This window comes from Leisingera sp. ANG-M6, assembly GCF_000813905.1.
Taxonomy (GTDB): domain Bacteria; phylum Pseudomonadota; class Alphaproteobacteria; order Rhodobacterales; family Rhodobacteraceae; genus Leisingera.
The window spans coordinates 26,163-46,929 of record NZ_JWLG01000002.1 but is presented as its reverse complement, the minus strand read 5'-3'; the positions used below and the strand labels follow the sequence as shown (position 1 = coordinate 46,929).

At 65.0% G+C, this 20,767-nt stretch carries 18 protein-coding genes and 1 tRNA gene; 7 read left to right on the top strand and 12 right to left on the bottom strand.

The features are described from left to right. Positions 1-6: 6 nt before the first annotated feature. From dgcA to RA24_RS00685, 3 genes are all read right to left on the bottom strand, one after another. On the bottom strand, positions 7-972 hold the full coding sequence (gene dgcA / locus RA24_RS00695) for an N-acetyl-D-Glu racemase DgcA (RefSeq protein WP_039189056.1): 966 nt from the start codon (positions 970-972) through the stop codon (positions 7-9). A 152-nt stretch (positions 973-1,124) separates the two neighbouring features. Continuing rightward, positions 1,125-2,126: an N-acetyltransferase DgcN gene (gene dgcN, locus RA24_RS00690; RefSeq protein ID WP_039189053.1), complete on the bottom strand. Its 1,002-nt coding sequence runs from the start codon at positions 2,124-2,126 to the stop codon at positions 1,125-1,127. A gap of 110 nt (positions 2,127-2,236) precedes the next feature. Continuing rightward, positions 2,237-3,508 (bottom strand): MFS transporter, encoded by a 1,272-nt coding sequence (locus RA24_RS00685; protein ID WP_039189244.1) that lies wholly within the window; start codon positions 3,506-3,508, stop codon positions 2,237-2,239. A gap of 174 nt (positions 3,509-3,682) precedes the next feature. Between RA24_RS00685 and RA24_RS00680 the strand changes: the two genes are divergently transcribed. Together RA24_RS00680 and RA24_RS00675 are read left to right on the top strand one after the other, a co-directional pair. Then, positions 3,683-4,642, top strand: a complete 960-nt coding sequence (locus tag RA24_RS00680) for an L-malyl-CoA/beta-methylmalyl-CoA lyase (RefSeq protein ID WP_039189051.1) — start codon at positions 3,683-3,685, stop codon at positions 4,640-4,642. 66 nt (positions 4,643-4,708) lie between these two features. Then, positions 4,709-5,323, top strand: coding sequence for a hypothetical protein (locus tag RA24_RS00675; protein ID WP_039189049.1), 615 nt, complete (start codon positions 4,709-4,711; stop codon positions 5,321-5,323). A 437-nt stretch (positions 5,324-5,760) separates the two neighbouring features. Here the strand turns inward: RA24_RS00675 and RA24_RS00670 are convergent, their stop codons facing one another. Continuing rightward, a complete protein-coding gene (locus RA24_RS00670; protein ID WP_039189047.1) occupies positions 5,761-6,213 on the bottom strand; it encodes an Lrp/AsnC family transcriptional regulator in 453 nt (150 codons plus the stop codon). Positions 6,214-6,286: 73 nt separating this feature from the next. Here RA24_RS00670 and RA24_RS00665 point away from each other — a divergent pair, with 73 nt between their 5' ends. Beyond that, positions 6,287-6,883: a LysE family translocator gene (locus RA24_RS00665; protein ID WP_029204689.1), complete on the top strand. Its 597-nt coding sequence runs from the start codon at positions 6,287-6,289 to the stop codon at positions 6,881-6,883. An 88-nt stretch (positions 6,884-6,971) separates the two neighbouring features. On the opposite strand, the gene RA24_RS00660 is transcribed toward RA24_RS00665, so the two are convergent. Further along, positions 6,972-7,805 carry an AraC family transcriptional regulator gene (locus RA24_RS00660; protein ID WP_039151552.1) on the bottom strand — a complete coding sequence of 278 codons (834 nt, stop codon included), beginning with the start codon at positions 7,803-7,805 and terminating at the stop codon, positions 6,972-6,974. A 126-nt stretch (positions 7,806-7,931) separates the two neighbouring features. Between RA24_RS00660 and RA24_RS00655 the strand changes: the two genes are divergently transcribed. Beyond that, positions 7,932-8,894, top strand: coding sequence for an acetyl-CoA carboxylase carboxyltransferase subunit alpha (locus RA24_RS00655; protein WP_039170453.1), 963 nt, complete (start codon positions 7,932-7,934; stop codon positions 8,892-8,894). A gap of 107 nt (positions 8,895-9,001) precedes the next feature. On the opposite strand, the gene RA24_RS00650 is transcribed toward RA24_RS00655, so the two are convergent. Together RA24_RS00650 and RA24_RS00645 are read right to left on the bottom strand one after the other, a co-directional pair. Further along, complete coding sequence (locus tag RA24_RS00650; RefSeq protein WP_039189044.1) at positions 9,002-10,207, bottom strand: tetracycline resistance MFS efflux pump; 1,206 nt, start codon at positions 10,205-10,207, stop codon at positions 9,002-9,004. 87 nt (positions 10,208-10,294) lie between these two features. After that, positions 10,295-10,708 carry a winged helix-turn-helix transcriptional regulator gene (locus tag RA24_RS00645; protein ID WP_019294956.1) on the bottom strand — a complete coding sequence of 138 codons (414 nt, stop codon included), beginning with the start codon at positions 10,706-10,708 and terminating at the stop codon, positions 10,295-10,297. 89 nt (positions 10,709-10,797) lie between these two features. Between RA24_RS00645 and RA24_RS00640 the strand changes: the two genes are divergently transcribed. Further along, positions 10,798-11,559, top strand: coding sequence for a YdhR family protein (locus tag RA24_RS00640; protein WP_039189041.1), 762 nt, complete (start codon positions 10,798-10,800; stop codon positions 11,557-11,559). A gap of 31 nt (positions 11,560-11,590) precedes the next feature. On the opposite strand, the gene RA24_RS00635 is transcribed toward RA24_RS00640, so the two are convergent. From RA24_RS00635 to RA24_RS00620, 4 genes are all read right to left on the bottom strand, one after another. Continuing rightward, positions 11,591-13,828 carry a tetratricopeptide repeat protein gene (locus tag RA24_RS00635; RefSeq protein ID WP_039189039.1) on the bottom strand — a complete coding sequence of 746 codons (2,238 nt, stop codon included), beginning with the start codon at positions 13,826-13,828 and terminating at the stop codon, positions 11,591-11,593. 55 nt (positions 13,829-13,883) lie between these two features. Then, positions 13,884-14,540 (bottom strand): GntR family transcriptional regulator, encoded by a 657-nt coding sequence (locus RA24_RS00630; RefSeq protein WP_019294953.1) that lies wholly within the window; start codon positions 14,538-14,540, stop codon positions 13,884-13,886. 52 nt (positions 14,541-14,592) lie between these two features. Next, positions 14,593-16,449, bottom strand: a complete 1,857-nt coding sequence (locus RA24_RS00625) for an adenylate/guanylate cyclase domain-containing protein (protein ID WP_039189036.1) — start codon at positions 16,447-16,449, stop codon at positions 14,593-14,595. An 84-nt stretch (positions 16,450-16,533) separates the two neighbouring features. After that, a complete protein-coding gene (locus RA24_RS00620; RefSeq protein WP_019294951.1) occupies positions 16,534-17,220 on the bottom strand; it encodes a M48 family metallopeptidase in 687 nt (228 codons plus the stop codon). Positions 17,221-17,320: 100 nt separating this feature from the next. On the opposite strand from RA24_RS00620, the gene RA24_RS00615 reads away from it, so the two are divergent. Together RA24_RS00615 and RA24_RS00610 are read left to right on the top strand one after the other, a co-directional pair. Further along, a complete protein-coding gene (locus RA24_RS00615; RefSeq protein WP_039151541.1) occupies positions 17,321-17,647 on the top strand; it encodes a TIGR02300 family protein in 327 nt (108 codons plus the stop codon). Between the two features lie 185 nt (positions 17,648-17,832). Then, positions 17,833-17,908: transfer RNA gene (locus RA24_RS00610), tRNA-Ala, on the top strand. Between the two features lie 138 nt (positions 17,909-18,046). Here the strand turns inward: RA24_RS00610 and RA24_RS00605 are convergent. Beyond that, complete coding sequence (locus tag RA24_RS00605; RefSeq protein WP_039189033.1) at positions 18,047-20,701, bottom strand: methyl-accepting chemotaxis protein; 2,655 nt, start codon at positions 20,699-20,701, stop codon at positions 18,047-18,049. Positions 20,702-20,767: the final 66 nt, after the last annotated feature.

Sequence of the window (20,767 nt, the reverse complement as noted above, 5' to 3'; positions counted from 1 at the left end):
GTCTCCTCAACCCCAAAGTGCCGGTTTCGGCGGGTGCACGCCCTCGGCATCAAACAACAATGGTTCCTCGCGGTCTTCGGCCAGAAGCAGCGGACCGTCAAGATCCGTAACCGCCGCACCCTGCGCCACAAGCGTCGCAGGCGCCATCGCCAGCGAAGATCCGACCATGCAGCCGACCATCACCTCATACCCCTCGGCCAGTGCCTGCTCCCGCAGCTTCAGCGCCTCAGTGAGGCCGCCGGTCTTGTCCAGCTTGATATTGACCACGTCATATTTGCCCTTGAGCTTGGGCAGGCTCTCGCGGTCATGGCAGCTTTCGTCCGCGCAGACCGGCACCGGGCGCTCCATTCCGATCAGCGCCTCGTCCTCACCCGCGGGCAAGGGCTGCTCTACCAGTTCCACGCCGAGGCGCACCAAATGCGGCGCCAGTTCGGCATAGACTTCTGCCGACCAGCCCTCGTTGGCGTCAATGATGATCTTGGCGTCCGGCGCACCGGCGCGGACCGCTTCCAGGCGGGGCATGTCGTCCGGGGTGCCGAGTTTGATCTTCAACAGCGGCCGGTGAGCGTTCTCCGCCGCCTGCGCTTGCATCTTTTCGGGCGTATCCAGCGAAAGGGTGTAAGCGGTGATCTCAGGCCCCGGCGCTGGCAAGCCTGCCAGTTCCCAGACGCGCTTACCGGCCTGTTTCGCCTCCAGATCCCACAGCGCGCAGTCAACCGCGTTGCGGGCGGCACCGGCGGGCAGCAGCGATTGCAGTTCTTCGCGGGTGAAATCGGCAGGCAGCCCTTCGATCTCTGCAGTCACGCTCTCCAGCGTCTCGTTATAGCGGGCATAGGGTACGCATTCGCCCCAGCCGGTGACGCCGTCCTTTTCCACCCGCACGGTCAGCACCTTGGCCTCGGTGCGCGAGCCGCGAGAGATGGTGAAGACCTGCGCCAGTTTGAAGACGTCCGGGGTGACGGTAATGTTCATGAAACTGCCCTTTCCTGCGGCCCTGCGCGCGCCGCGGCGGACCTTGGCACGATGCCCTTCATCCGGGGCACCTGCTCTTTCATCTTGCTAAAAATACTCCCGCCGGAGGCATCCCAGGCTGCGCCTGAGCACCTCCGGCGGGGGCTGTTAGATCAGACCGCGGCCAGCGCGTCCACCAGGCGTCCGGCGCCGTGGCGGTAGGGGTCGACGGCGGGCAGGCCCATGCGCTCTTCGACCTCGGCCAGGTACTTGACCGCTTCGTCTTCGCTCAGGTGCTGGGTGTTCACCGAGATGCCCACGATCTGGCAGGCCGGGTTGGCGCGCTGTGCCAGCGGCAGGGCGACGTCGCGCAGCTCTTCCAGGGTCGGCACGTCATATTCCGGCAGGCCGCGCATATGGGTGCGGGTCGGCTCGTGGCACAGGATCAGCGCATCCGGCTGGCCGCCGTGCACCAGCGCCATGGTCACGCCCGAGTAGGAGACGTGGAACAGCGAGCCCTGGCCTTCGATCAGATCCCAGTGGTCGTCATCGTTGTCCGGGGTCAGATACTCGATAGAGCCCGCCATGAAGTCGGCGATGACCGCGTCCAGCGGCACGCCGTGGCCGGTGATCAGGATGCCGGTCTGGCCAGTGGCGCGGAAAGTCGACTTCATGCCGCGCTCGCGCATCTCGTTGTCCATCGCCATTGCGGTGTACATCTTGCCGACCGAGCAGTCGGTGCCAACCGCCAGGCAGCGCTTGCCGGTGCGCGGCTTGCCGTTGGCGATCGGGTAGCCGACGGTGGGGACGCGCACGTCGTGCAGGGTGCCGCCGTGGGTCTGGGCCGCGGCCACCAGGTCGCCTTCGTCGCGCAGCAGGTTGTGCAGGCCGGAGGCCAGGTCATAGCCCATTTCCAGCGCTTCGATCAGAACTGCCTTCCAAGCGTCGGAAATCACGCCGCCGCGGTTGGCAACACCAATCACCAGCGTCTTGGCGCCGGCTTCCTTGGCCTCGGCCAGGGTCATCTCCTTCAAGCCCAGGTCGGCACCGCAGCCCGGCAGGGAGATCTGGCCGACGGCGTGGTCGGGGCGCCAGTCACGGATGCCGATGGCAACCTTGGCAGCCAGCATATCGGGCACGTCGCCCAGGAACAGCAGATAAGGGGTTTCGATCATGGCGGGTTTCCTCTTCACTCTTGCCGGTGAGTTTGCGGAGATTCCCGCACAAGTTCATGCCTAATCCGCTGCGCAGCGCGCCTGGAGCGCAAGATTATCCGTCACTTTTGTCAATTTGCCGAAGATTCCCGCGGTATGTCACCATTGCTGACATTATTTTCCTCCTCCAGCCAAGATTCGGCCTGAAGCACCCCGGTTTGGGGCGCTCCAAGCACCGCTATGGCCTGCTGGGAGCCGGTTTCCTCTGGCGCATCGGCCTGCGTCCGCCGCAGCGCAGCAACCCCCGCGACCATAAAACACAGGGCTGCAAGCAGGATCAGCAATCCATTTCCGTCAGCAATGCTGACCATATTTGGGGCCGCCAGCGTGCCGCCAAACTGGCCGACGTTCAAAAGGAACACCATCGCGCCGCTGGCCGGCACGATCTGGGAGGGTTTCAGTTGGTCGTTGGCATGGGCAGAGCAGACCGCGTACATCGGCAGGCTGGCGCCCGCGAGCACCGCAAAACCGATCACCAGCGCCTGCGGTGTGGGGGTCGCCAGCATCCACAGGCAGGCCGCGGCGCCGATGACGCCGAGCCCCACCAGCACGAGCCGCCGGTCGGTCTTGTCGCTGATCCAGCCGACCGGGTATTGCACCACGGCGCCGACAACCATCGCCACCACCAGCGCACCAGAGGCCTCTGCCGGGCTCATACCGCGCGACAGCGCATACAGCGGCAGCGCGATGAACCAGCCGGCCACCGCGGTCGCACTCACCAGATTGCCCAGCACCGCCATCGGCGACACGCGGTACAGTTTACGCACCGGCATCCGGTCCGGCACCTCATACTCCGGCGCTTTGTTGCCTGACAGCAAGAGCGGAACGATCGACAGCGAGATCAAGATCGAAACCGCCCCGAACAGAAGGTTGCCGCTGGGATCGGGCAGCGCCACCAGTGCAGTGCCGATGGCCGGGCCTGCCATCCAGATCATGAAGTAGATCGACAGGATCTGCGCCCGGTTCTTGTTTTCCGATTTTGCCTGCAGCCAGCTTTCGGTGATCACATACATGCCGGGATAACAGACCCCGGCCAGGAACCGCATCGCCGACCAGGAATAGGGATCGGAGGTCAGCAGGTGCAGGATCGCCGAGATCGACACCAAAGAGGCCAGCGCCGAAAACGCCCGAATGTGGCCCACCTTGGCCACCATCCCCGGCGCCATCACGGTGCCCAGCAGGGCGCCGGCAGGATAGGCCGCCTGCATGATCGAAATGGTGAGGTCGGAGAAGCCAAGCCCCGCACCCCGGATTGTCAGCAAGGTGACCAGAAGCCCGTTGGCCACCATCAGCATCAGCATGCCCAGAAACAGGGCCCAGTTTTCAATAAATGCACGTTTCATGCCCGGTTGCTCGCACGGGCGCCGCGGGCTTGCGCGCCTGTTTGCGGCAAAGTTTCCGGCGCCGCATCGCAGCGGCACTTTCTGCATGTGCAAAATCCCCTTGCACATACCCGCGCAACTTTCTAACACTTCACCCTAGCAGAATTGAAATGTCATTACCCGGAGGATTGCCCCATGAGCTTCCGCATCCAGCCCGCCGCCCCGGCGCGCCCCAACCGTTGCCAGCTGTTCGGCCCCGGCTCCAAAGTGAAGCTGTTCGAGAAGATGGCGGCCTCGGCGGCGGATGTCATCAACCTCGACCTGGAGGATTCGGTGGCGCCGGATGACAAGGATCAGGCCCGCGCCAACGTGATCGAGGCGATCAATAGCGTCGATTGGGGCAATAAATACCTGTCGGTGCGGATCAACGGGCTCGACACCCCCTACTGGTACCGCGACGTGGTGGACATTCTTGAGCAGGCCGGTGACCGGCTCGACCAGGTCATGATCCCCAAGGTGGGCTGCGCCGAGGATGTCTATGCGGTGGATGCGCTGGTCACGGCCATCGAGCGCGCCAAGGGCCGCACCAAACCGGTATCCTTTGAGGTGATCATCGAGTCGGCAGCTGGCATCGCCCATGCTGAAGACATTGCCAAATCCTCCCCCCGCCTGCAGGCGATGAGCCTGGGGGCTGCGGATTTTGCAGCCTCGATGGGAATGCAGACCACCGGGATCGGCGGCACCCAGGAGAACTACTACATGATCCGCGAGGGCCAGAAGCACTGGTCCGACCCCTGGCACTGGGCGCAGGCAGCGATTGTCGCGGCCTGCCGCACCCATGGCATCCTGCCGGTGGACGGGCCGTTTGGCGACTTCTCCGACGAGGACGGCTATATCGCCCAGGCGAAACGCTCCGCGACGCTGGGCATGGTCGGCAAATGGGCGATCCACCCCAGCCAGATTGACCTGGCCAACCAGGTGTTCACCCCGTCGGACGAGGCGGTCGCAGAAGCCCGCGAGATCCTGGCGGCGATGGAGGAGGCCAAGGCCTCCGGTGCCGGTGCAACCGTTTACAAGGGCCGTCTCGTGGACATCGCCTCGATCAAGCAGGCGGAAGTGATTGTGGCGCAGGCCGAACTGATCGCGGGCAGCTGACGCCGGTCCGCGACGAGAGGTTCCAAGGGCGTCCCCAGGGGGCGCCCTTTTTGATTGGAGGAAGAGATGCCGGATTTGACCTTGCTGCATACGGCTGAGGTGCATGTGGAAACCTTTCGCGCGCTGGCGCCTGAGGCTGATCTGGACCAGCATGTGCGCGCCGATTGGCTGGAGCGGGCGCAAAGCGGGATTGATGCCGCGCTTAAGGCCGAGATTGCCGAGACCGTTGAGGCCGCGGACGGGCCGGTCCTGTGCACCTGCACCACCCTTGGCCCGGTGGCGGAGAAAGCGGGCGCCATCCGCATCGACTGGCCGATGATGCTGGAAGCGGCGCGATTGGGCGGGCCGGTGCTGATGGCCTATTGCCTGGAGAGCACCGCCGGGCCTTCGGAAGCGTTGCTGCGCCGCGCCTTCGGGGCGCGTGACCCGGAGCTTACTTGCCTTGAACTGGGCCAGCACTGGCCGCTGTTTGAAGCCGGAGAAGGAGCGGGTTTTGCAGCTGCCATCGCAGAGGATGTGGCCGAGGCCCTGGCGGCAATGGATTTTGGCTGTGTGGTGCTGGCGCAGGCCTCGATGGCCGGGGCGGCTGAGCTGCTGCGAGAGCAGACACGGGTGCCGGTGCTTGCCTCTCCGGAGATTGCAGTGCGGGCTTTGCTCGCGGAGCATAAGGCAGGCGCCTGACCTAGGAGAGGCGAGCAGCGGCATGGCATACGGTTTTCCCGGCCAAGGCCCCTGCCCCGCCGGTGTGCCTGATCCGTTTTTGCCTGTATCCATGATCTGCTTCAGCGAAGGCGTTATGGACTGGCGGCGCCGCCAGAATGGCGGAGATGGACGGGCGTATCCGCCCGCGTGCTAAACGTTGTCTCTGCACGGCCCCGCTGCCAGGCAGGGGTCCGGTTCCAAAGATGCCGGGGAGCCAAGCCCCGGCGGGTGATCGCGACCGGGAGCAAGACTGCCAAAAGCGGCTTAAGATCCGGTGAGAGCAGCGTACGCAGGGTGCGCAACACCTGCAGCCGCGCGCCGGTGGATACCGTAGTGCAGTGAGTATTTGGGGAAAGATGAAGCGCATCAGCCTTTCATCTTTCCCCAAATACTCAAAATCCAGCCTCAGCCAAAGTTCACGCCCGCAGGTCCTTGGGCGAGCCCATCACCACATAGGTGGTGATCGCGGTGACATAGGGCGAGGTGCCGAGGATGTCGGTATGGAACTTCTTGTAGCTGGGCAGATCGGCGCATTCGACACGCAGCAAGTATTCGATGGTGCCGGTGATGTTGTGGCATTCCACCACCTCCGGCGCCGCCTGCATGGCGCGCTCAAACGCCTCCTGCGCCTCCTTGGTGTGCTCGCCCAGGCCGACGCCGATATAGGTGGCAAAGCCCACCCCCAGCTTCTGCCGGTCCAGAACCGCGCGGTAGCCGGTGATGACGCCTGCGCGCTCCAGCTCCTGCACCCGGCGCAGGCAGGCCGAGGGCGACAGGCCCACCCGCTCAGCCAGTTCCAGATTGCTGATGCGGCCGTCGCGGGTGAGCTCCTGCAATATCTGCCGGTTTATCTTGTCATTTTTCGCCATTAGTTGTGAAATTACGCGCAAGTAATGGCAGAACGCAATTTCATTTGGCGCGTTTGGCGCAATGATTTTGCGCATGACCTATGAACTCCTCACCGCGCTTGCGCTCTTCGCCTTTGTCTCCTCGATCACTCCGGGGCCAAACAACCTGATGCTGATGGCCTCGGGCGCCAATTTCGGCTTCCGCCGCACCATCCCGCATATGCTGGGGGTGGCGCTGGGGTTCGTGTTCATGGTGCTGCTGGTCGGCGCCGGGCTGGTGCAGGTGTTTGATGCCTTCCCGGTCAGCTACACAGTTCTGAAGGCGGTTTCGGTTGTGTATCTGCTGTGGCTGGCGTGGAAGATCGCCAATGCGGCACCGGTGCAGGCCAAAGGCGCGGAAGGCCGTCCGATGACGTTTTTGCAGGCGGCGGCGTTTCAATGGGTGAACCCCAAGGCCTGGGCGATGGCCCTGACCGCAATCAGCGCCTACACGCCGGATCAGACGCTGGCGGCAATCCTGCTGGTGGGGGCGATTTTCGGCGCGATCAACCTGCCCTCGGTCGGCTCCTGGACGGTGCTGGGCCAGCAAATGGCGCGGTTCCTGACCAGCCCGCGCCGCCTGGTGCTGTTCAACTGGACCATGGCGGCGCTGCTGGTGGCCTCGCTTTATCCGGTGATCTGGCCGCAATAACGCAAGCAGCACTCCCAGCCTGAAGGGAAGGAGCGCCCGCCCCCGCACAAGAGGGCGGGCGCTGCCCGGCCTGATGCCGGGCGGGACGTCATTTCAGGGGCAGGCAGATCTCGGTCAGAAGATCCTCCGGCGCGGTGTCGCGGGGGTTGTTGAGATAGACCTCGTAGCAGGGCTGGTCAGCCGGCTCTTCGTTCGAGGCGGGCAGCCAGTTGCCAAACAGACTGTGATAGGCGGCGTGGATGCCGGAATACGGCCCCTTGTAGGTGAGCACCGCGACGCGGCCGCCGGGCAGGCTTACTTCCTCCATGCCTTCCGGCAGCGCATCGCCGGTGAACTCTCCCCCGGCAAAGCTGCGCAGGTCCGCCTCCGCCACCTCGTCGGGGCTGTCGAAATAGACCCCCAGCACCGCGCCCAGATGCGGCCACAGCTGGCGGGTTTCGCAAATGGCGCCAAAGGCCTCGAAGCTTTTGCCGATTTCATGGTAGGCGCCCTTGTGCGGCAGGCCAGCCAGGCGGCGGGCGGGGTCGGTGCGGGTGATCACATCATACATGGGATAGCTTCCTGTTCTGAGGGCTGGGTTGGGCAGCCGCACCTGGCCGTCGCGGCGAAAGGCTGCCGGGCTGCTGCCGTAAGACTCAGAGAACGCGCGGGAGAAGCTGTTCTGGTTCGGGTAGCCAGCGCGGGCGGCCACCTGCGCGATAGGCATGTCGTCCTTCGCCAGCCAAACCGCGGCCCTATGCAGCCGGATCCGGCGCACCGCTTGGGCGCAGGTTTCGCCCGTCAGGGCGCGGAACACCCGGTGCCAGTGGAACCGCGACATCGCCGCCACGTCCGCCAGCCTGTCCAGCGACAGGTCTCCATCAGTGTTATCATGGATATGGGCCAGAACCCGCAGGATCCGGTCTTCGTAGCTGGCGGCCATTTGCGGCGTCTCCTTCGTGTCTCTCTGCTCTCAGGTGATGGCATAAGCCTAGATCACAAATCTTGCTGAGTTGCATCTTGGCGCAGCTAAGGCCATATAGCTGCAAACCTGCAGAGCAGAGGCAACATGACCCAGTATCTGGAATTCGAAAAACCGCTGGCCGAAATCGAGGGCAAGGCGGAGGAGCTGCGGGCGCTGGCGCGCGCGAATGAGGAAATGGATGTGGCGGATGAGGCCAAGGCGCTGGACGCCAAGGCCGCCCAGCTGCTGCAGGACCTCTACAAGAATCTGACGCCCTGGCGGAAGTGCCAGGTGGCGCGCCATCCGGAGCGCCCGCATTGCAAGGATTACATCGAGGCGCTGTTCACTGAGTACACGCCGCTGGCCGGCGACCGGAACTTTGCCGATGATCTGGCGGTGATGGGAGGCCTTGCGCGCTTCAACGACCAGCCGGTGGTGGTGATCGGCCACGAGAAGGGCTCGGACACCAAGTCGCGGATCGAGCGCAACTTCGGCATGGCGCGGCCTGAGGGCTACCGCAAGGCGATCCGGCTGATGGAGATGGCCAGCCGCTTCAAGCTGCCGGTGATCACCCTGGTGGACACTGCCGGCGCCTACCCCGGCAAAGGCGCCGAGGAGCGCGGCCAGTCCGAGGCGATTGCGCGTTCGACCGAGATGTGCCTGAAGATCGGCGTGCCGCTGATCTCAGTCATCATCGGCGAAGGCGGATCCGGCGGTGCGGTGGCCTTTGCCACGGCGAACCGTGTGGCGATGCTGGAGCATTCGATCTATTCGGTGATCTCGCCCGAAGGCTGTGCCTCGATCCTGTGGAAAGACGCCGAGAAGATGCGCGAAGCCGCCGAGGCGCTGCGCCTGACCGCGCAAGACCTGAACAAGCTGGGCGTCAACGACCGGATCATCCCGGAACCGCTGGGCGGCGCCCACCGCGATGCCAAGGCCGCGATTGCATCCGTCAGCGGCGCAATCCAGGAGATGCTGGATGAGCTGAAGGACATGGACTCTGCCGCGCTGGTCAAGGACCGGCGCCAGAAGTTCCTCGCCATCGGCTCCAAGGGGCTGGCTGCGTAAGCACCGGTATCAGCGAAAGACAGATAACCCGGCTGAGAGGCCGGGTTTTTTTGTTGTGCCCGAGAGTTGTGCGTGCGGGCTGAACCAACAGGTTGGTCACGGCCCTGTCAGGTGGAGGCATGGCCTTTCAAGCGGACCGCCAAGGGCATCATCGCGATGACCAGAACCGCCGCGAACAGGAAGGGCGCGCCCGGTAGATAGAGGCCATCCGCATCGACGGAGGCCTGAAACAGAGAGGTCATCGCAAGCGGCGACACGATTGCAGCCACCGAAGACAGCGACGCAATCACGCCCTGCACCACGCCCTGACGGTCCTCATCTGTCTGGTTGGAAGCCATGGCCGTCATCAGGGCCGGCACCAGGTCCGAAAGGGCAGCAAGCACAAGGAACACCGTCAATCCTGCAATAGATCCTGTGAAGCCAAAGCCGATCATGCCAATCAGGGCAGACGCCATCCCGAGCATCAGGGTGGGGAAATCCCCGAACCACCTGATGAGGTTGAGCAGCAGCCCGCCCTGAACCAGCGCCAGTAGCACGCCGTAGGCTGCCAGTGACAGGCCGATGTAGAGAGTCGGCCAGCCGAACACTTCGCGGGTCCAGAAGGCCCAGATCGTCGGGTAGACCATATTGGCAAACTCGAACATGAAGATGCACAGCAGCGGCACTGCAAGGCCCGGCAGGCGGAAGGCATCGAAGATCGACTTGAAGGGATTAAGGTCGCGCTTGCCGAAGGGGCGGCGCTTGTCCGGTGCCAGGCTTTCGGGCAGCACGAGTATCCCGAACAGTGCGTTGGCCGCCGACAAGCCTGCCGCGATCCAGAACGGCGCCGCGAGGCTGATCTCCGCGGCGAGACCGCCGATTGCCGGACCCAGCACGAAGCCGATCCCGAAAGCCGCGCCGATGAGGCCGAAGTTCGCCGCCTTTTCCTGGGGTGAGGAAATGTCGGCAATATAGGCGGTTGCGGTGATGTAGGTTGCACCGGCGAGCCCCGCGAGCGTGCGCCCGAGCAGCAACAGCCAGAAGCTGCCGGCAAGCGCCATGATCACATAATCCAGTGCCAGCATGGCAAGCGCAGCAATCAGCACCGGCCTGCGCCCGGCCGAGTCAGAGATGCTGCCGACAACGGGGCCGCACAGAAACAGCGCACCTGAATAGGCGGCCATCAGCAGCCCGCCCCAAAACGCCCCCTGCCCGGTTCCGCCCGCTCCGACCCGGTTCATCAGGTCCGGCATGATCGGGAACACAATGCCGATGCCGATGGCATCAATCATCAGCGTGATCAGAATGAAGGTAATGGCACGGTTCTTGAACATACTGCCCTATCGGACGGGGACCGGGCAAAAGCAAGTCTTGTGAAAGCTGCGGCCAGCGGCCCTGTTGCCGAAACCAGGAGACCAGCCTCAGGGCAGCTCCCCTGCCCGCATCCTGGCCTCAGTTCCGGGCCGGTCGGCCTCGATCTTGTCCAGGAAACCGGTCATGGCGTGGGCGGCGGGGTTGTGGCGACCGCTCCACAGGGCAATCTCGATCAGCACTGGCGCTAGGCCGCGGCCCTTTTCTGTCAGCGCATAAACGTAACTGCGGCCATTGTCCGGATCCTTGGCCTTGGTGACGATGCCCGCCTCTTCCAGCTGCTTCAGCCGCTGCGCCAGGATGTTGGTGGAGATCCCCTCCCACCCTGCCAGCAACTCGCCATAGGTGCGCGCGCCCTTCACCGCCATGTCGCGGATCACCAGAAGGCTCCAGCGGTCGCCGAAAATGTCCAGCGCATAGGCGACGGGACAGCCGGAGTCGTATTTGCTGCGCGATTGGGTCATACAGCCTGCCTAAAGTTTTCACTTGCAAAGTGCAAGCACTCATGCGAGCCATTGAATCACTTGCAAAACGCAAGCAATCAGGAGTGACCATGAATAAGACACCAACAAACGCGGAATCCCGCGAACGATCGCGGCTGTCCCGCCGCCAGCTGCTGGCCGCCTCGGCGGGCGCGCTGCTGCTGCCCTCACTTGCCAAAACACAGGAAACCGCCATGACCCCCAAAGCCTTTGTCTATACCGAAGTTGCCATCTCCGTGCCGTTCGGCCAGGCGCCCTGGCAGCAGATCAACGAGCAGATCCGGCAGCAGCCGGGGTTCCTGAACAAGACCTGGCTGTCGGGCCACGGCAACAACTCTCTGGGCGGTTTCTATGGTTTTGACAGCATTGAAAACGCCCGCAAATTCGTGACCGGCTATTTCCCGTCAGAGCCGCGCGTCTTTGGCGTCGCGCATAACACTCGGGTGTTTGATGCAGAGGTGACCGAGGCTGCCAGCCGCGACATGGGCGCGGTGCATTACGGCGGCCCGGCAGCAGCCCCCGGCGCCTTTGTCTATACCGAGCTGCAATTGTCGGTCCCGTTTGAAGACGCGCCCTGGCAGGCCCGCAACAAGGCGCTGAAGATGCTGCCGGGGCTGCAGAACAAGGTCTGGCTCAGCGGGCTGCTGACACAGACGCTAGGCGGGTTCGATGCCTTCGCCACGCTGGATCAGGCGCTGGATTTTGCGGTGAACATGTTCCCGGAAACGGCCGCAGAGCTGGGCTGTGCCTTCTATACACGGGTGTTTGACGCGGCGGTGACGGAGACCGCCAGCCGGGCGATGAATTCACCCTACTACAGCCCGGCCGCCTGACGCCCGGCCGGGTTCACAACAGCCGCCCCTGTCAGAGGTCCTTCTCAGCAAGGCTGCTGCGGATTCGTTCCGCAGCCAGGGCCGCACGTTTACCGGCCAGACCCGTGCCAGCGAGGGAGTCCAGAGCCGCCAAGGCCGGCTCAGCCGCTGCGCCAATACTGCCGAGGGCATTGGCGGCCTCCTTGCGCACAAAGGCGGAGGGGCTGTCCAGAAGCGCGGTCAGCTCCGGCACCGCCGGGGCTGCCGCAGCGCCGAACAAGCCCAGCGCCCGCGCCGCCTGGCGCTGGGTGCTGGCATCGGACAGCGACAGTTCCGCCCTCAGGCTGGCGACTGTTGTGCCCGGCGGCAGCGCCGCCAGCCGCAGCCCGTCTGACAGCCGCCGGTTCAAGTGCTGGCTGGCGCCGGTCCAGCGCAGGATGAAGAAATAGTCCTGCACCGCGGCCGGCAGCGAGGCGGTGCTGCCGCCGCTGTGCCAGCGCTCCACCATTTCACGCGCAGCCCGAAGATCCCCCTGCAACGCCAGCACAGAGGCCGCAACCGGCATCAGCTCGCTGGCATGCGGGTTGCGGTCCAACTCCGCCTGCAGCACGTCGGCGGCCTGCAGCAGATCATCCATTGCAAAAAGGGCTGCCGCCTCGAACAGCACGTAGTGGCTGGGATGCTTGGGATCAAGCCGCATGGCGGCGCGGACAAAGGCCAGCCCCTGTTCCGGCTCGCCCGCGGCAATCAGCGCCCAGCCCATTGTCAGATGAGCCTCAGGATCGCTGGGCTGGAGGGCAATCGCTTTGGCCGCTTCCTGCCGGGCCTCGATGGTGCCGCGGCTGCCGCCATAGACCCCCTCCCAGTCCGGCAGGTTCAAGAGCACCATCGCCCGGATCACGTGCCGGAGCGGCGTGTCGTGCCGGACAGCTTCGCGCAGGTGTTTGTAGAACTGGCCGATGTGCGTCTGGCCGGTGGCCGGGGTGTAGCCCCGCCAGTGGTGCAGGATATGCGGGCGCAGATGCGCCATTGCCAGGACAGCCCAGGCGCGGCCATAGCCCGGATCCAGCACCACCGCCTGTTCGAAATGCGGGATTGCGGCCAGATTGTCCTGCTCGTTGAACCGCGCGTACAGTTCCCAGCCCTGCTGGAAGGCTTCGCGCGCGGCGATAGTGGCGGTGTCCTGCTGTTCGATGCCGCTGCGCTCTTCAGCGTCCAAGGACAGGCCAAGCGCCTGGGCGATGGCCAGAGCGATGCGGTCCTGGAGCGCGAAGACATCCTCCAGCGGGCCATCGAACCGCTCTGCCCAGACCAGCTGGCCGCTGGCCGTGTCGGTCAGACGCACAGTGGCCCGGAACGCCGCGCCGGTGCGGCGCAGACTGCCGTCGACCACATAGCGCACGCCCAGCTCCTCGGCGAACTGGGCGGGACTGATCTGCTGATCCTGATAGGCAAAGGAGCTGTTGCCGGAGATCACGAACAGGCCGGAAATCCGCGACAGGTCGGTGATCAGGTCTTCAGAAAAACCATCCGCCAGCATCGCGTTGCCGCTGTCACCGGTGGTGTCGGCAAGCGGCAGCACCGCAATGGAGGGCAGATCCGGCAGCGGGAAGGCCATCCGCGCCGCCACCGCCTGGTCCGGGTTGGGCTGCCAGGGTGCAATCCACAATACCGCCACTGCTGCAGCGGCGGCGAGAAGGCCGGCCCAGGCGGCCAGCCGGGAGCGCAGGGCCTTGGACCCGGATGCCGGCCGCGGCGCCTGCCCGGCCTTTTGGACCCGGTAAGCCTCCACCGGCTCCGGTATATTCTTGACCTTTTGCGGGCCCATCGGGATGTAGTCCGCAGCGATGCTTTTGCGGGCATAGCTGACCGCGGCCTGCGAGGCGGTGATGCCACCCGGCTCTGCCAGGGCTTCCAGCCGGGCCGCCACATTGACGCCGTCGCCCAGGATGTCCCCGCCGTTGGAGATGACGTCGCCCACGTTGAGGCCGATGCGCAACAGGATGGCGCGGTCCGCTGCCACGCCGGCATTGCGGGCCTGCAGCCTGTCCTGGATGCTGAGAGCCGCGCGCAGGGCATCAACGGCGCTGCGGAACTCGATCAGGAAACTGTCGCCCGCGGTATTAGCGATGCGGCCGCCGTGCTGCTCTGTCAGCGGCTCGACCACCTCGCTGCGGATGGCGCGAAGGGCGGCAACCGTGCCTTCCTCATCCGCGGCGGTCAGCCGGGAATAGCACGCTACATCAGCAGCCAGGATCGCTGCCAGGCGGCGATTTGAAGGGCTTTTCATAGGCTTGGAGTGTACCAGTTCACCCGCAGCCTGGGAACCGGTTTCACAGACCGGCTTAGCTTGCCAGCAGCCGCAGGCCCTGGGTGACGTCGGAGCGCACCGCCAGCCGCAGGCCAGGCTCATCCCCCGCCTTGAGTGCGGCGATGATCAGACGGTGGTTCTGCGGCGGATCGGTGCGGCGCAACCGGCCATAGAGAGCACGCATCGTGGGCCCCAGCTGCAGCCAGACGGTTTCCGCCATCGCAAGCATCGCGGGCGCCTGGGCGCGCAGGTAGAGTGTGCGGTGAAACTCCAGATTGGTGCGGATGTAACCGACCGCATCGCGTTTCGAGACCATCTCAGCGACGTTGGAATTGATCGTCTGCAGCCGGTCGATCAGCGCCATGTGCGCGCGCGGCAGGGCGCGGCTGGCCAGTTCCACCTCCAGCAATGCGCGCAGGGCAGCCAGTTCCTCGATCCGTTCGTTTGTCAGCTCCGGCGTCGTCACCCTGCCTGAGGAAGACAGAAACAGTGCACCCTCGGCAGCCAGGCGTCGCACCGCTTCGCGGGCGGGTGTCATCGAAACGCCGAATTCACCGCCGATTCCGCGCAGGGTCAGCGCGGCGCCGGGGGTGATCTCGCCATGCATGATGCGAGTGCGCAGGGCGCGGTAAACACGGTCATGAGCGGGCGCTGAGGCGGCTTCCTGGGCGGGGCGGACAGTCTGGTTCATGCCATTCATGTGATCACAAATCCCGCTGCGGTCAACCGCGCAATTGCGCGCGTCAGGGGCGGCCCGCAAGTCCGGCCAGGCTGAGACCGGTGCGCAGCGCCCGCTGCGGGGCCGCGGCAGAATAGGGAAAGGCTGCTGCCGCCTGATCCAGCGTCAGCGGCGCGCCTTTGAGCCCGGCGCAGGCGGCGGCGGCCTCGTCAAAACTGCCCAGTGCAGCCAGGCTGGCGCAGAGCAGCACCCGCGCCTGCTGCGCCGCAGGCTCAAGCGCCAGGGCCTCGGCCGCCGCCGCTGCGGCTTCCGCGTCCTGCCCGGCCGCAAGGTGCATCGAGGACTGCAGTGTCAGGGCCATTGGCTGCGGCAGCGGATCCAGTTGGCGGACAAGGCCGAGAACTTTTTGAGCGCCGCTCCCTTGTCCGGTCAGATGAAGCAGCCAGGCACGCAGCAGCTGACCTTGAGCGTCGTTGGGGTAGGCCTCAGCCGATTGTTCGGCCAGCCGCAAGGCTGCGTCGGGTTCACCGGCAAACTGCGCCGCCAGCGCCCGCAGTTGCAGGACGCCAGCCTGTGGCGGCAATCCGGCCGCGATCTGCGCCGCCTCTGCCGCGCGCTGCGGCAGTGCGGCCACCGGGCCGGTCAGCATATCGAGGTGCCAAAGCGCCGCCAGCGCCTGTGCTTCCGGCCAATCCGGAGCCATCTGCAGCGCCCTGCGCAGGGCCAGCTCCGCCCCGCTGCGGCTGCCTTGCTCCCTCAGGCTGCGGGCGGCCAGCAGCTGCACCACCGCGTCGTCAGGCACTTCCGGGCGGACAGGCTCCGGCAAGGGTTTTCCGAAGTAACGGACAATGTTTGCCGCAAGCTGCGGGGCCAGTGGCGCCGCAGCTGCCAGCCGCTGCGGCGGCAGAATGCTGAGCGGTTTTGCCCCGGCCTCGCCGCCGCTGCCAGCCGCTGCCTGCAGGATCTCTAATCGCACCCCGTCATGGAGGGTGCCGGGCAAATGGCCCGTGACCACGAAATCCGCCCCCAAGAGCGCCGCAGCCTCGCCCGGCAGCAGACCTGCAGCGGCACGGCTGCTGGACGGCGCAATAATGCGGACATCGCTGGCGGCAGCCAGGCTGCGGGCCACGTCCTGCGACAGCATCCGCGCGGTTTCCGGCTGCAACGTCTCGGCTGTGAAAGGCAGCACCGCAATCACCGGGCGGCCCTCAAATGCCGCGGCAGCGGGCTGACCGGGCACGGGTGCGGCGCTGCCCTGGCGGCCCGCTTGCTGCCAGCCCCAGATCCCGGCCACAGCTGTGGCCGCCCCCAGGCAGCCTGCCAGCAGCAGCACCGCGGGGCGCATGCCGGCGCGCTGCGCAGGCGCGGGCGGCCTGGGCGGCTGGGTGCTGCGGCGCAAGGACGGCAGCGAGGTCAGTTCTTCTCCAAGGACAAAGACCTGCACCGGATCGGGAATATTCTTAACCTCATGCAGACCGAAATCCTCGAAATCATAGGGAATGCGGTTGCGGACTTGGTCATAGGCGGCGGCCGACAGCGCCACCCCGCCGGGCTGCGCCAGGCTTTCGAGCCGGGCAGCGATGTTCACCTCGTCGCCGAAAACGTCGCCCTGGGCGATTAGCACCTCGCCCAGATTGATGCCGATGCGCAGCTGCAGATGCCGGGTGCGCGCCGCATCCGACTGGATCTGCGCTGCGGCCTCCACAGCCGAGATCACGCTGGGAAACAGCGCCAGCACCCCGTCGCCCATCAGCTTGACGATGCGGCCGCCATGGCTGCGGATGGCGGGCGCAATCAATGTCTGCTGCTGTGCCAGCACCTGGTTCAGGGTGCCGGCCTCGTCCTGGGCCATCATCCGGCTGAAGCCGGAGACATCCAGCATGAAGATGGCGGCAAGGCGTCTTTGCGGCTTGTCTGACACGGGACACGGGCCTTTTGACCGGGAACTGGCAACTGCAACTGGTGTCAGCTTAGCCCGCGCGCCCGCCGGCTCAAAGCCCTGATTCTATTCGCCGAAACGGAAGCGGTGCAGGCTGGCGCCGTTTTCGCGCAGCCAGGCGCGAGGTTCCTGCCAGCGGCCGTGGATGCGCTCCACCGTGTCCCAGAAGGCCTGCGAGTGGTTCATTTCCGCCAGATGCGCCACCTCATGGGCGGCGACATAGCGCAGCACCGCGGGCGGTGCCAGGATCAGCCGCCAGGAGTACATCAGCCCGCCATCCGCAGTGCAGGACCCCCAACGCGAGCGGGTGTCGCGCAGAGTCAGGCGGCTGTAGCCCCTGCCCAGCCGGGCAGCGTAGAAATCGGAAGCCTCGGCCAGCCGGTTGCGCGCTAGTTCCTTGAGGTACCGCTGCAAGGGACGGCCCGGATTGGATCCCGGTACTGCGATGCGGCCGGCATCCAGCTGGATGCGGCGGCCTGGTGCGGGCTTGATCACCCGGTCCTGTCCGTCGATTGGCAGCACCGCGCCAAAGACCGCATCCACCGCGTCAGGGTGCTTTTCCAGGTTGGCACGGATCCAGTCGGCTTTTTCCTCCGCAAAGGCCAGCGCGGTGCGCTCCGGCAGCCCCTTAGGCAGGGTCAGCGTCACCCGCCCGTCCAGCGAGGAAATCCGCAGGCTGATCCGCCGCGCCCGAGCAGAACGGCGCAGAGTCAGCGGCACTGGCGGGTTCCCGGAGAGATGATAGTCGGCCATGCGCGCGCCCTTTCCAGGCTTTGGCTTTGACAGTGCCCCCCTCATATGGCAAGGCACCGGAATCGTCGATACGACTCACCAGTAAATCAAGGGGATCCACATGCCCAAGGAAGAATGGGGTGTAAAGCGCGTCTGCCCCACCACTGGCAAGCGCTTTTATGACCTGAACAAGGACCCGATCGTCAGCCCCTACACGGGCGAGGTCGTCGAGCTGGATACCGGCAAGACCCGAATGATCGAAGCAGATGCCGAAGATGCGGCCACCCTGAAGGCCAAAGAAAACATGGACGCGGATGACGTGGTCCTGGATGATGACGAAGACGTCGATGTCGATCTGGGCGATGATGTCCTGGACGACGACGATGATGATGACAACGTCTCGCTGGACGACATCGCCGACATGTCGTCGCCGGACGACGATTCCTAAGGCGTTTCAAGCGGTTCGGGGGCGCGGTCTGCTGCCCCCGGACCGTCCGCTTTGACCGGCGGCAAAAATTTTCGGACCCGGCGCATTTTTCCGCTTGCAGCCCGCGCCGCCGTCCCGTAAACGACGCTCACACCGCAAGACGGACCGCACCGGAGACGGAACGGACACTGAAAGCGGACAGGTTTGGGGCCTTAGCTCAGCTGGGAGAGCGCCTGCATGGCATGCAGGAGGTCAGCGGTTCGATCCCGCTAGGCTCCACCAAATCCTCTCTTTTGATAACCTGCGAAGACCAGCCATTGCATCTGCGCCGCGCTGCAATCCGCAGCTCCGGACGCGTGGCAAAAGCCCCTTTGCCCCCTTGTGCTGGCCGCCCCGCGAGGCTGCCGGGCCACATTCCCATCAGGCTTGCAGCCGCCAGCCGTCTCCCTCTGACAGCGCAGCCTCATCCCAGGCCGGTTCCGCCGCAGCCGTATTGGTGCGGAAGGCGCCAAGGGCGCCAGCCATGGCCTGGGCCTCTTTCGAGAGCCCTTGGCTGGAGGATGTGACTTCTTCAAACAGCCCTGCATTACGGGTGGTGGCATCGTCGAGATTGGCCATCGCCGAGTTGATCTCCTGCAGGCTTCCGGACTGTTCCGAGGAGGCCTGGGAGATTGTTTTCATAAGGTCGGCAGCACTGGCGACGGATTCCGAGATTTCACCGATGGCGGCGCGGGTCTGCTCGACCAGGTCAGCACCCAGTTCGACATTCTGGCTGGCCTCATCGACAAGGGCGGCGATTTCGGTCGCAGCCTCCTTGGACCGGTGTGCCAGGGTGCGGACCTCGGAGGCGACAACGGCAAACCCCTTGCCGACGGAGCCTGCGCGGGCGGCCTCAACGCCGGCATTCAACGCCAGCAGGTTGGTCTGCTGGGCAATCGCTTCGATCATGCCGATGATGCGGGAGATCTTTTCGGAGCTTTCCTTGATCGCCTCCATGGCGCCATAGGTGCGTTTCACCACCTCAATGCTGCCGGTCGCGTTGCGGCGGGCCGCTTCGACAGAAGCGGAGGCCTCACCCGAAGCCTGAGCGGTGCCGGCGATCGACACCGACAGCTGATTCACCGCGGCAGCAGTGCCCGCCAGGGTTTGCGCGGTGCGCTCAGACCGTTCCGACAAGTCGTGGGAGGCGGCAGAAATTTCGGTACTGACACCGGCAATGGACTGACCGTTGGCGCTGAGGCTGCGCACCGAAGCTTCGAGCTTTTCCAGTGCCGCGTTAAAATCGTCCCGCAGCTTGGCGTAGCCCTCGCCCATTTCTTCGCGGATGCGGAAGGTCAGGTCGCCTTGCGACAGCCGCTCCAGCCCGTTGCCGATTGCGGTTACGGCAACGGTCTGCTCTGCCAGACGGGCATTGCGCTCCTCATTGGACGCGGCTTCGACCTCAGCCTTTTCCACCAGACCGTCACGGAACACCGCAAGAGCCATGGCAATGCGGCGGATTTCATCACTGGACCGCTCGTACCCCTTCACCGGGCGCAGGTTACCTGCCGCCAGGCGCTCTGTCGTGCCGCTGATGTCCGCCAATGGGCGCAGGATCAGGATCCGGGTCAGGATCAAAGCGGCCACGAACACTCCGGCGGAGACTGCAGCCAGGACCTGCAATTGGTGCTGCGCCCCCGTTACATCGGCTGCAAGACCGTTAGCAATTGCGGCGATCTCAAGCTGGCTTTCATTGCCCAGCGCGGTTGCACGGCCGGCAAATTGCAGAACCGCCTCGACCGTGGCCTCCGAAGCTGCGTCCGCTTCCGCCGCGGCCTCCAGCGAGGCGACTTTGAATGCCGGCAGCCCCTGGGAAGGGTCCGCCAGCCCTATCATGCCTTCCAGCTCCGCTGCAAAAACGCCGCCGCCGAATCCGGTATAGCCTTGCAGCGCCGCAGCTGCCTCCTGCAGCGGGACGGCGGCAGCATTGGCGGCTTCGATACTATGCGCGGCCGCCATATCCAGCGCAGCAACCTGAAAGGCGCTGGTCCAGCCGTTGATCTCCAGCAGGCGCAAAAGCACATCAACCTGATTGTCCAGCAGCCCCTGAATGGCAGTGCGGTTGTCGGCGCTGGCCTGGGTGGCGGCGACCGACAGGGTAAACACCATCCGCTCCATCGCCTGGGTCAGCGGCCGGACGCTGGCATTCCGGGCACTCAGCACCTGTTTGCGGCTTTCCTTCAGTTCCTTCCGGCTGGCTGTCAGAGTGTAGCGGAACAGTTCAACCCCCTCCGTCACCTTTTTGGCGCGGAACGCATCGAGGCCCAGCTCTTCAAGTCGACCCAGTACAGGTTCCAGCCGTTTCAGGGCATCAGTCGCCATCTTCTTGAGCGCGCGCTTGGTTGGCACATCGCGGACATGGCCCAGCGCCAGCGCAGCACCGGACAGAATGCTGATGTCAGCACGCGCTTCCAGCAGGGTCTGCAAGCTGCCGAACTGCTGGTCCACCAGATTGTTCAGGACCTCGTCGACCTGGATAATGGTCTCCTCGCCGCCATCCATCAGGCTGTCGCGCGCCTCAGCCGCCACTTGAACCAGTTTTTCCTGCACCCCCTGGCTGAGGGTCTGAAGGTCAGCAGTCTGGGTGTCGATCCAGGCCTGATTACGGAACGCTGCCTGGCGCGCAGCAAGCAGGTTGCTGAGCCGCTCCGAGGACGCTGCCGCTTCAGGGGCGAATTGAGCCTGCTCTTCTGCAGGAAGCTCCGCAACACTGCCCTCAAGGGTGGAAACCGCGGCAGCGGCGGCCTCCTCTGCTGCTGCCAGCTCCTCCACCGAGGCGGCCTGCAGCACGCCAATCATCGCATTCTTGGCCTGGCTTGCAGCATTAACCATGCGGCTGCTGAGTTCCAGTTGCGGTACTTTCTCGCCGGTCAGGACCTCCATCTGGCGGCCGGTCTGGGCAAACACAAGGGTGACAAGAACACCGCCGACTGCCGCCGTCGCGCCCATTGCCATCAGGATCAGCGTGATCTTAGCACCGATGCTGGAAAACAGCCGGAACCTGCGTTTCGCCGGGAGGTCTTTCTTCGAACTCATTCTATCACCCAAGTCTTCAGCCCGCACCCCGGGCACTTCTAGCAGCGCTGGCCCCGCTGAAGTGCA

Bases quoted from the DNA above. Each gene is read 5' to 3' on its own strand.
- dgcA (WP_039189056.1), bottom strand. From the start codon at position 972: ATGAACATTACCGTCACCCCGGACGTCTTCAAACTGGCGCAGGTCTTC.
- dgcN (WP_039189053.1), bottom strand. From the start codon at position 2,126: ATGATCGAAACCCCTTATCTGCTGTTCCTGGGCGACGTGCCCGATATG.
- RA24_RS00685 (WP_039189244.1), bottom strand. From the start codon at position 3,508: ATGAAACGTGCATTTATTGAAAACTGGGCCCTGTTTCTGGGCATGCTG.
- RA24_RS00680 (WP_039189051.1), top strand. From the start codon at position 3,683: ATGAGCTTCCGCATCCAGCCCGCCGCCCCGGCGCGCCCCAACCGTTGC.
- RA24_RS00675 (WP_039189049.1), top strand. From the start codon at position 4,709: ATGCCGGATTTGACCTTGCTGCATACGGCTGAGGTGCATGTGGAAACC.
- RA24_RS00670 (WP_039189047.1), bottom strand. From the start codon at position 6,213: ATGGCGAAAAATGACAAGATAAACCGGCAGATATTGCAGGAGCTCACC.
- RA24_RS00665 (WP_029204689.1), top strand. From the start codon at position 6,287: ATGACCTATGAACTCCTCACCGCGCTTGCGCTCTTCGCCTTTGTCTCC.
- RA24_RS00660 (WP_039151552.1), bottom strand. From the start codon at position 7,805: ATGGCCGCCAGCTACGAAGACCGGATCCTGCGGGTTCTGGCCCATATC.
- RA24_RS00655 (WP_039170453.1), top strand. From the start codon at position 7,932: ATGACCCAGTATCTGGAATTCGAAAAACCGCTGGCCGAAATCGAGGGC.
- RA24_RS00650 (WP_039189044.1), bottom strand. From the start codon at position 10,207: ATGTTCAAGAACCGTGCCATTACCTTCATTCTGATCACGCTGATGATT.
- RA24_RS00645 (WP_019294956.1), bottom strand. From the start codon at position 10,708: ATGACCCAATCGCGCAGCAAATACGACTCCGGCTGTCCCGTCGCCTAT.
- RA24_RS00640 (WP_039189041.1), top strand. From the start codon at position 10,798: ATGAATAAGACACCAACAAACGCGGAATCCCGCGAACGATCGCGGCTG.
- RA24_RS00635 (WP_039189039.1), bottom strand. From the start codon at position 13,828: ATGAAAAGCCCTTCAAATCGCCGCCTGGCAGCGATCCTGGCTGCTGAT.
- RA24_RS00630 (WP_019294953.1), bottom strand. From the start codon at position 14,540: ATGAACCAGACTGTCCGCCCCGCCCAGGAAGCCGCCTCAGCGCCCGCT.
- RA24_RS00620 (WP_019294951.1), bottom strand. From the start codon at position 17,220: ATGGCCGACTATCATCTCTCCGGGAACCCGCCAGTGCCGCTGACTCTG.
- RA24_RS00615 (WP_039151541.1), top strand. From the start codon at position 17,321: ATGCCCAAGGAAGAATGGGGTGTAAAGCGCGTCTGCCCCACCACTGGC.
- RA24_RS00605 (WP_039189033.1), bottom strand. From the start codon at position 20,701: ATGAGTTCGAAGAAAGACCTCCCGGCGAAACGCAGGTTCCGGCTGTTT.